At 62.8% G+C, this 7263-nt stretch carries 5 protein-coding genes; 2 read left to right on the top strand and 3 right to left on the bottom strand.

The genetic code is table 11. The annotated features are described in order from the left end of the window. Positions 1 to 500: 500 nt before the first annotated feature. Entirely contained in the window at positions 501 to 1133 is a 633-nt protein-coding gene (locus tag AB0C69_RS34905; RefSeq protein WP_360359435.1) for a hypothetical protein, read from the bottom strand. 240 nt (positions 1134 to 1373) lie between these two features. On the opposite strand from AB0C69_RS34905, the gene AB0C69_RS34910 reads away from it, so the two are divergent. After that, complete coding sequence (locus AB0C69_RS34910; RefSeq protein WP_360359438.1) at positions 1374 to 1628, top strand: hypothetical protein; 255 nt, start codon at positions 1374 to 1376, stop codon at positions 1626 to 1628. Positions 1629 to 2329: 701 nt separating this feature from the next. Then, on the top strand, positions 2330 to 2848 hold the full coding sequence (locus tag AB0C69_RS34915; protein ID WP_360359441.1) for a hypothetical protein: 519 nt from the start codon (positions 2330 to 2332) through the stop codon (positions 2846 to 2848). Between the two features lie 1371 nt (positions 2849 to 4219). Here AB0C69_RS34915 and AB0C69_RS34920 read toward each other — a convergent pair. After that, positions 4220 to 5071, bottom strand: coding sequence for a hypothetical protein (locus AB0C69_RS34920; RefSeq protein ID WP_360359444.1), 852 nt, complete (start codon positions 5069 to 5071; stop codon positions 4220 to 4222). Between the two features lie 1415 nt (positions 5072 to 6486). Further along, positions 6487 to 7263 (bottom strand): hypothetical protein (locus tag AB0C69_RS34925; protein WP_360359447.1); only part of this gene is annotated, 777 nt, incomplete at its 5' end.

The raw sequence follows: 7263 nt of genomic DNA on the forward strand, positions 1-7263 counted from the left end.
CCGCTTCGACAAACGCGGCTACCTGTTCACCGGCACCATCACCGTCGCTGTCCTGCTCATCTGGCTACGCACCTGATCCAAGAAACAGGCCCTAGGCCTCTCAGGCAGCAAAACGCACAGCGCCGACGCTGAGCGCCTTCAACAGTCAGGCGCACGACCACGAGAGACCGCCGCCAACCAGGCCGGTAGACACCTCAAGCCAAACCACAAGCGCCGTCCCCCCGTCACCTCAACAGCGCGGCGTAGCCACCACTGTCAGCAACCAGCCGAACGTGTCGGGCCACCGAACCCGTGGAACCCGCTGAGGTTGGCGCAAGCTTCCAGTCGCCCTCCCACTCCACGGTCGTGGTCCTGGCCATGTAGCCGCCCAGCACCGGATCCCGCGACACCGTTCCCACCACCGCGGTCTCAGGCGTATAGGAGGCGACCTACGGTTCTGGCGCCCGAATCGACCAAGACGGGCGTGCTCAGCATGTCTGCCGGCGACTGTGAGCGCCCTATCAGAGCGAGTCCCACCAGCGTGGAGCTGTGTCATCAGGTTCGTTGGGACTCGCGAAATAAAACGGAACTTCCAGCCGTCCCGCAAGAGCTGTACCGACCCTGATCGCCTCTTCCGCCTCTGGCCAGGGGGGCACCTCGCCGTTGAGCGCACGGATGTCGGTCCCGTGCTGAACCGTCGCGAGATGGTGCTCGGTCTTCGGGTCGAGCGTGACACCGACCAGCACCACGAACCAGCCCTCGGTATCACCATCCCAGAGGGCCTCCACTGCGGATGGTGGCCGTGGGAGCGCCTGGACCTTCGCGACCAGGTCTTCAAGCTCCAATGGAGCGGTCGGTGCTCGATGGAAACGCCGCCCCAGAGCCGCATACCGTTCGGCGACCAGCCGAACACACTCATACAGACCAGGCCGTGGCTCCCCAGAGCCGTCAAGAACCGCCTTGATCGCAGAGAGCTTCTGGTGGTCCACGACAAGCGCGTCGACCTGATCCCGCACCTGTTTCGGCAGCCTGCTCCACAGCGGATTCTCCATGACCACATCCAACCGACGAAACCCATTGGCTACCCGCTTCGACAACTCGATGATGGGGCGGTGACGCGGCCAGTCGATCACCCTGGCGATCACGAGATTCACCGAGCATCGTCTCGGCCGGACCTCGGTTCGCAGTCCGAGACAACGACCACACTCAAAATGACCGGCCGCGAAAGCCACACCGAGGGCCCGCCTGGAGCTCTGACGTCCGCAGCGGCAACGCCCGCGACATGCCTCACTCGCCAGCAGACACCACCCGCTCTGTCCTTCCGGCCGAAGGCTGCCAACGCCGAGGGCGGAAGAGCTCCGCCGCGCCTCGGCATACGGCCTTCTCCCGGCGAGGTGCTCGGGCTCCTCTGGACGAACCACGACTGGGAGGCCGGGACGCTGCGGCTCACGCACACGGTGAAGCGAATCAAGGATCACGACAAGACCAGCAACCACAAGACAAGCCTCGTGCTCAGCGAGTCGAAGACGGCCAAGTCACAGCCAACCCTCGTACTCACCCTAGAGATCATGAGCAAGCTCCGAACACTCCACGCCGACCAGGCAAAGGCACGGCTCGCGCCCGGCGAAGCCTGGCAAGATCACGGCTGATCTTCCCGTCCGAGGCGGGCACCCCACCGACCCGGACAACTTCTCGCCCACGTCCTCCAAGCTGCCCTAGCGGGCAGGCCTCGGTCTCTGACATCCGCATGAACTGAGCCACTCGGGGACCTCGCTGATGCTCGCACAGGGGCCGCCACTTCATGTGGTTTCGGAGATCCTCGGGCACGCAGGCATCGCCATCACAATAGACACCTACGGTCACCAGATCGTGGACGGCAAACGCGCGACAGCCAAAGCCATGAGCGGCGCCCCTGTTTGACGGCTGTGTCCCGTAGCTCCCGTGGTGAATCCCACGTGCAAGAGCCCCCTTCCAACGACGGGAAGGGGGCTTTGAGCTGGGAGCCAGCGAAGGGACTAAACCCCTAAAAAATCTGTTACAAGAAACCGGCCACCCCATGATCGCCGCCATCGACACGGGTGAAACCATGTGCGCCCGGTCGCCGACGCCAGCCGTCGTAAGCCTCTGTTGCGGTACTTCCGTGCTGTACAGCCCGCTGCCTGCGGGCACTGCGCTGTCGTCTAGGGAATCAAACCGATCCCGTCCGTTATACCGGCCGACTTGGCCTCCGCTCATACCGCCAGTGACCGTGACTGCCCCATGATCGCTCTGCCTGATTGCACGCTAATTGCACGCCGCCACCACCTGCCGACCTCCCCCGCCTGGACGCGCTTTGCCTCTACGGGGTGGCATGATCGGTGTCGTGTTGGTCATCCAACGGGTTCGCATCGTCTGGACCGGACGTGGTAGGGGTGCGGCTGAGGCGACCGTGCGCGGCCGGCTCCCCAAGTCATTCCCGCTCCCGGACAGTGACGGCAACGGGCAAGTACTTGTGCATGAGGTCTGGATGCGGGAGGCCGATGGGTATGTCCCGTCCGAAGAGCTCCATACCCACAGCGACCTCTCCGGGGTGGACTGGCTGGGCCTGAAGCGCGAACCGAGCGGCGCGATCCGAATTGAGCGTCACCCGGTCTGGGCCTCCTACCCCGTGACCAGACGAGCGATCCACCTGGGCACCCTGGCCCCTGGCCAAAGCGCGCGGTACCGGGCCAACTTCCGGCTCTCTGGCTACTCAATGACCTGGACGTACTACGACTGGACAGTTAGCTTCGCCCACGAAGCGCCTCAGAACACCATGTTCCTCGGACGCCGACACAGTTACGAACGCGACGACCGGGTCTCCCTCTACGGCAACCCATCCCGCCGGTGACCTTCTGATCCGTAGGTCCCCAAACCATCACCGGCCCCGTCCGGATCAGTCCGCACGCTCGGACTCGTGCCATCGGCTCGTCCGGATCGGTTCGCCCCATTCCAAGGTCGTTCGCCCGTGTGGCTCCCAACGTGGCTCCCAGCGACGACGACGCCTGGTCCGTGTTGACGCTGATCGGCCGCGCGAAGACCATGAACCACCATGGACCCATCCCTCCCCGAACATGACGTTGAAGCACCGATCAGCTTGCCCATGTCGCAATGGCACACGATCGACGGCACCGTGGACAACGCAGTTAGCTCGGCAACCGTAGAACCAGACTTCGAGGTTGTCAGGGCTATGGGCATGAGCATCCGTGAGGCTGGCTGGGACCAGGTCGCACGCCGGTCTTCCAACGTCCCAGGATCTGGGCTCTGGCCACCGGACGACGAGATCGTCACGGTGAGACTGACACATGCTCAGTGGAGTTGGGTCGCCTCGGTGCTGGAACATTGGGCCACGGTGGCGGAGCGCCTCCCCGGAAGCGAAGCTGGAGCCAGAGACCGCCGCGAAGTCCGTGACCTGGTGCTGTCTCGGCTAACCCGCTAGAAGAGGGCTGTTCGGCACCGGACAACCACGTGAACGGACCTGTTCGGAGGGTGCTCCCGCGCGAACCCCGAGCCAGACAGATTCGCGCGGGAGTGCCCTCCGGCTCCAGGAGGGGTCTGGGGTACCACGGGGTTCCCCAGTAGCGCACGCTGAACCGATCTTCCGGCAACTCCCTTGACGACTCCAACAGCGCTCAAACACGGTCACGCCCTGGTGCTCATCGCCGAACGGGCTCAGAAGCTCCGGGCTCCGCTCGCGTCAGGGCGGCGGCGCGCCCCTGCGGTGAGCGGTCGGGGCAGGGCCGACGGGCGTGGCACGATGCGCGGCCCGGCGCGGCCGTCCGCTGACCGGCGCCCACGCCGCACGCTCCGGGCGGCCAGGCGCGGAGCCGCGCAGCGGCCTGAGCGCCGCCGCCCCTTGATCTAAACAGCCGATCTCAGCAGTGCAGAGCATTTATTTACAAGCGAGATCAGCACCGTCCAGGCATGTCCCCACGTGCCCGCTGACCAGCGCCGCAACCTCCCGGACGTCCACTCCCGTCCAAGATCATCCGACCCCGTTGTTAGCACCGCCGTTAGTACCCACACCCGTCCCGGAGGGTGCGCCCGCGCGAACGGCGAGACGCTGTAACAGACCGATTCGCGCGGGCGTACCCTCCGGCCCGCGGGGGGCTGGGGGCCGCGAGGCCCCCGCTTCACGCTCGCTCAGCCGGCACAGTCGCCCGGCCACATTCGCGTATCGCCATGCGCACTCTATGCTCGGCCAACCTTTTTCTTCAAGCTTCTAAGCTTGATTGGGACCCCAGGAGGAGCGGAAATGATCAGCGAGTTTGTGCCAGAATTCTCTCTGCCCGTACGAACGTAGGATTTCATAGTGCGATTCGGATACTTGGTAACACCATCGAGGGGAGTTTACTGGCCGCCCAGGGTCATCTGGATTAGGTATTACGAGACCGCGATCAATGAATTGGTGCAGCGTAGAGCGGCGTATCACTTCTCGCGTATTTGTCGCATAACTCCTTTCATAGTGCACGGCCATCCAGTGCATCATTTCTGTGATTCGAATTATGGGTCGTTCTACCTCATTCCACCCCCGATCCGGACCGAGGTTAAGCAGGGATAGGAGTACGAGGGCCGATCGCTCATTGGAGCGCTCATCATCGAAGTCCAAGATGACCAGGACTTGTCGAGCCTCTGATAGTCGCGAAGCGATCGCCGGGCTTTTGCCCCTGAAAAGAGTGGAAGCGGCTCTGTTCGGGACATCCGGCAATGGTTCGACCTTCGCAACACTCTCTATTTGGGGTTGCGCTGCCGAGTACAGGTGCGAGGGCTCGGGCTCCCGTCGCCCGTGCCGCCGGTCGGCAAGCCTGGCCAACTCCTGCTCAACTTCGCGTCGCCGATTCATCCAATAGGCCGTGTCTCCACCCCACGCTCTAACGGCGAGATCCAGGGCGTCTACTCCGGGTAGCTGCCTCCCGCTCCGCCAGGCGTAGTAGGTCGTACGCGTGATTCCCACGCGCTTGCAGGTCGCTTGACATGATCCTTCCGCCCCTGCTGCGTCGCAGAGGGACTTCAACTCGCTCGCGAACCGATGAAGGGGGTTCTGTGGATCGAGCGGTTTGGAGCGTCGGCCCATCTTGTCCTCTTTAAACCTGTGTACTCCCGAGAAGTATTGACGTAGTCCTGAAGCATGGTCAAGCCTCCAACCTGCGTTGATTGTGGTCTCAGTGCCCCGGGCAGTACGAGGAGGAGTGGAAGATGCAACTGGATCTCGGCTTTCGGCTACTGCTTGTCCTGGTAGCGGTGCTGGCCTCAGTTATCGCTGGGATGGCAGATGGGATGCTGGGCCGATCCGAAGGCGATCGAATCTCGGTCAACATCAGGCGTGGTGCGAGGACCTTTGGAGTGTCACTGACGCTCGTCGTCATGGTCCTTGCGAGTCTTGGGCTTCTTAGCTGACGTCCCGATGATCGACAAGCATCGCCTTCCGGCTTCGCGTTGCGGTCGGGCGGCACGTCGCGGAGAGACTGAGTGGAACAGGCCACCGCCAGACTCGCTGGCGCGGTCTGCCGCCGGCGACGCGTAGCAGCCACCGCCCTTGGTTGTCGTCGAAAACGCCCAGTGCGGTTTGAGCCGGGGCGTTTCTACTCGTACAGTGACGTGAGCAAGGGCGGGGGCCGTACCGTCTACTCTTCAGAAGTAGCAAACCCCCTGCCTCCACCCCTCCACCAAGGTCAGACGGTGCCTGACGTGTGCCCATGGGGCCGCTTGGTAGACGCTGTTGCCGCCAAGTCCGATTGCCCCCAGCTACTTCCAGCGGTCATCACGACTGCCGGGTCCCTGGTACGTCACCGTCGATGCGAGATATACCGTCTTCGGGATCCACAACCGGGGACAATGCCTCAGTGGACTCAGCGACGCTCCTCGGCTTGGCTGGCATAGCCGGAACGGTTCTCGGTACTACCGCTGGCGTGTTCGGGGTACTGGGCGCAGCCAGGATCACCAGCAGAGGGCAAGTCGCCGTGGAGGAACAGAAGGCTCGACGGCATGCCTACAGCTCGTGCGCCACCGCTCTCCTCGTCCGGAGAGACGCTGCCGCCGCACTCCTGGAGGCCTTCTTGGGCGAGGACTTCGACCAAGCTGCCGTGCTAGCCCAGCTGCGAAACCTCGAAGAGCAGCGCGCCACCGTCGCACAAGCGGTTGGCGCCGTAGTCGTTGAGGGCCCGTACGCGGTCGCTCATAGTGCCGAGTATGCCGCCTCCGCCATCGAGGAGCTGACCGGACGGATGCGCGACTGGGGCACAGATATCGTTAGTGGGCGAGACCGCCAAGCGCTGGTCCAGAGTCAGAGGCAGTACGCTCGTGAGGACCAAAGCGACATGCAGCAAATGATCGATCGTTTTGCGGCCGCGTGCCGCAAGGTACTGCACCCAGCTGAGCTCGACCGGCCACCTCTTCGCTGGCCATGGCACCATCGGCGGCCGTGGCGGATGCACTAACCAACGCTGAATCGGCAGTCTCCCGGTGCGAAGGAAACACGGGCACGGTGACTCAGTCTTCCGCTGTCAGCTTGCGGAGGCAGTCACTCAGGGAGATCACGAATATCACATGATCTCCACCGCTCTGCAGTCGAGCCAAATGAGTGACGCCGTGATACATGCGATCTATGGCACCATCGCATTCCTGAAATGAAATTTCTTGGCCACCGGATGCTCGGTCTTTGCCCACTTCCCAACAAACCAGGAACTTCATGTCAGTCCACTTTTTGACTGACGCCACGACATCGGAGATAATAGAATCGGCGGTTAGCTTGAATTCGGCAACACCTTCGCGATCGCGGATGTCCACATCTTCCTCACCTGGAAGTATCGACCTAAGGCGATCGTGGACTAGTGAAGGGGTGTATTCGAAGTACGAATCATAAAAATCGAAGCCACTATAGAAAACTGGCTGGAGGTGTCGGTAGACACCCATCCCAACCAGTTCACTGAAGAGAGCGATGACATCCTGCTCTGATTTCGGTATAGTTTGCAGAACAATATCGCCGAATTCCGGGAGAGACCGGGGGGACATCCGTTCACGTCGCCGAGTAGCGGCCTTAGCTGCTGGCGGCTCGTATCCGGACGGAGTGGGTGTGGTGCGTGGCGGGCTCGCACGAAGAAAGGGTCGACTCTGCTCGGCCACTCTGTTGGCGATGAGTTCCTCAGTAAGGGCGAGGAAATCATGAACTTCTGAGGGGAAATCTTTTCTTCCCAGGTCTGGCTCGATGCCTCGCGCCTGTCGAGGTGGAGGTCGGGCGGCTGTGGGTGCACAGCGAAGGGGTGGCGC

Source organism: Actinomadura sp. NPDC048032, from assembly GCF_040653175.1.
Taxonomy (GTDB): domain Bacteria; phylum Actinomycetota; class Actinomycetes; order Streptosporangiales; family Streptosporangiaceae; genus Spirillospora; species Spirillospora verrucosospora.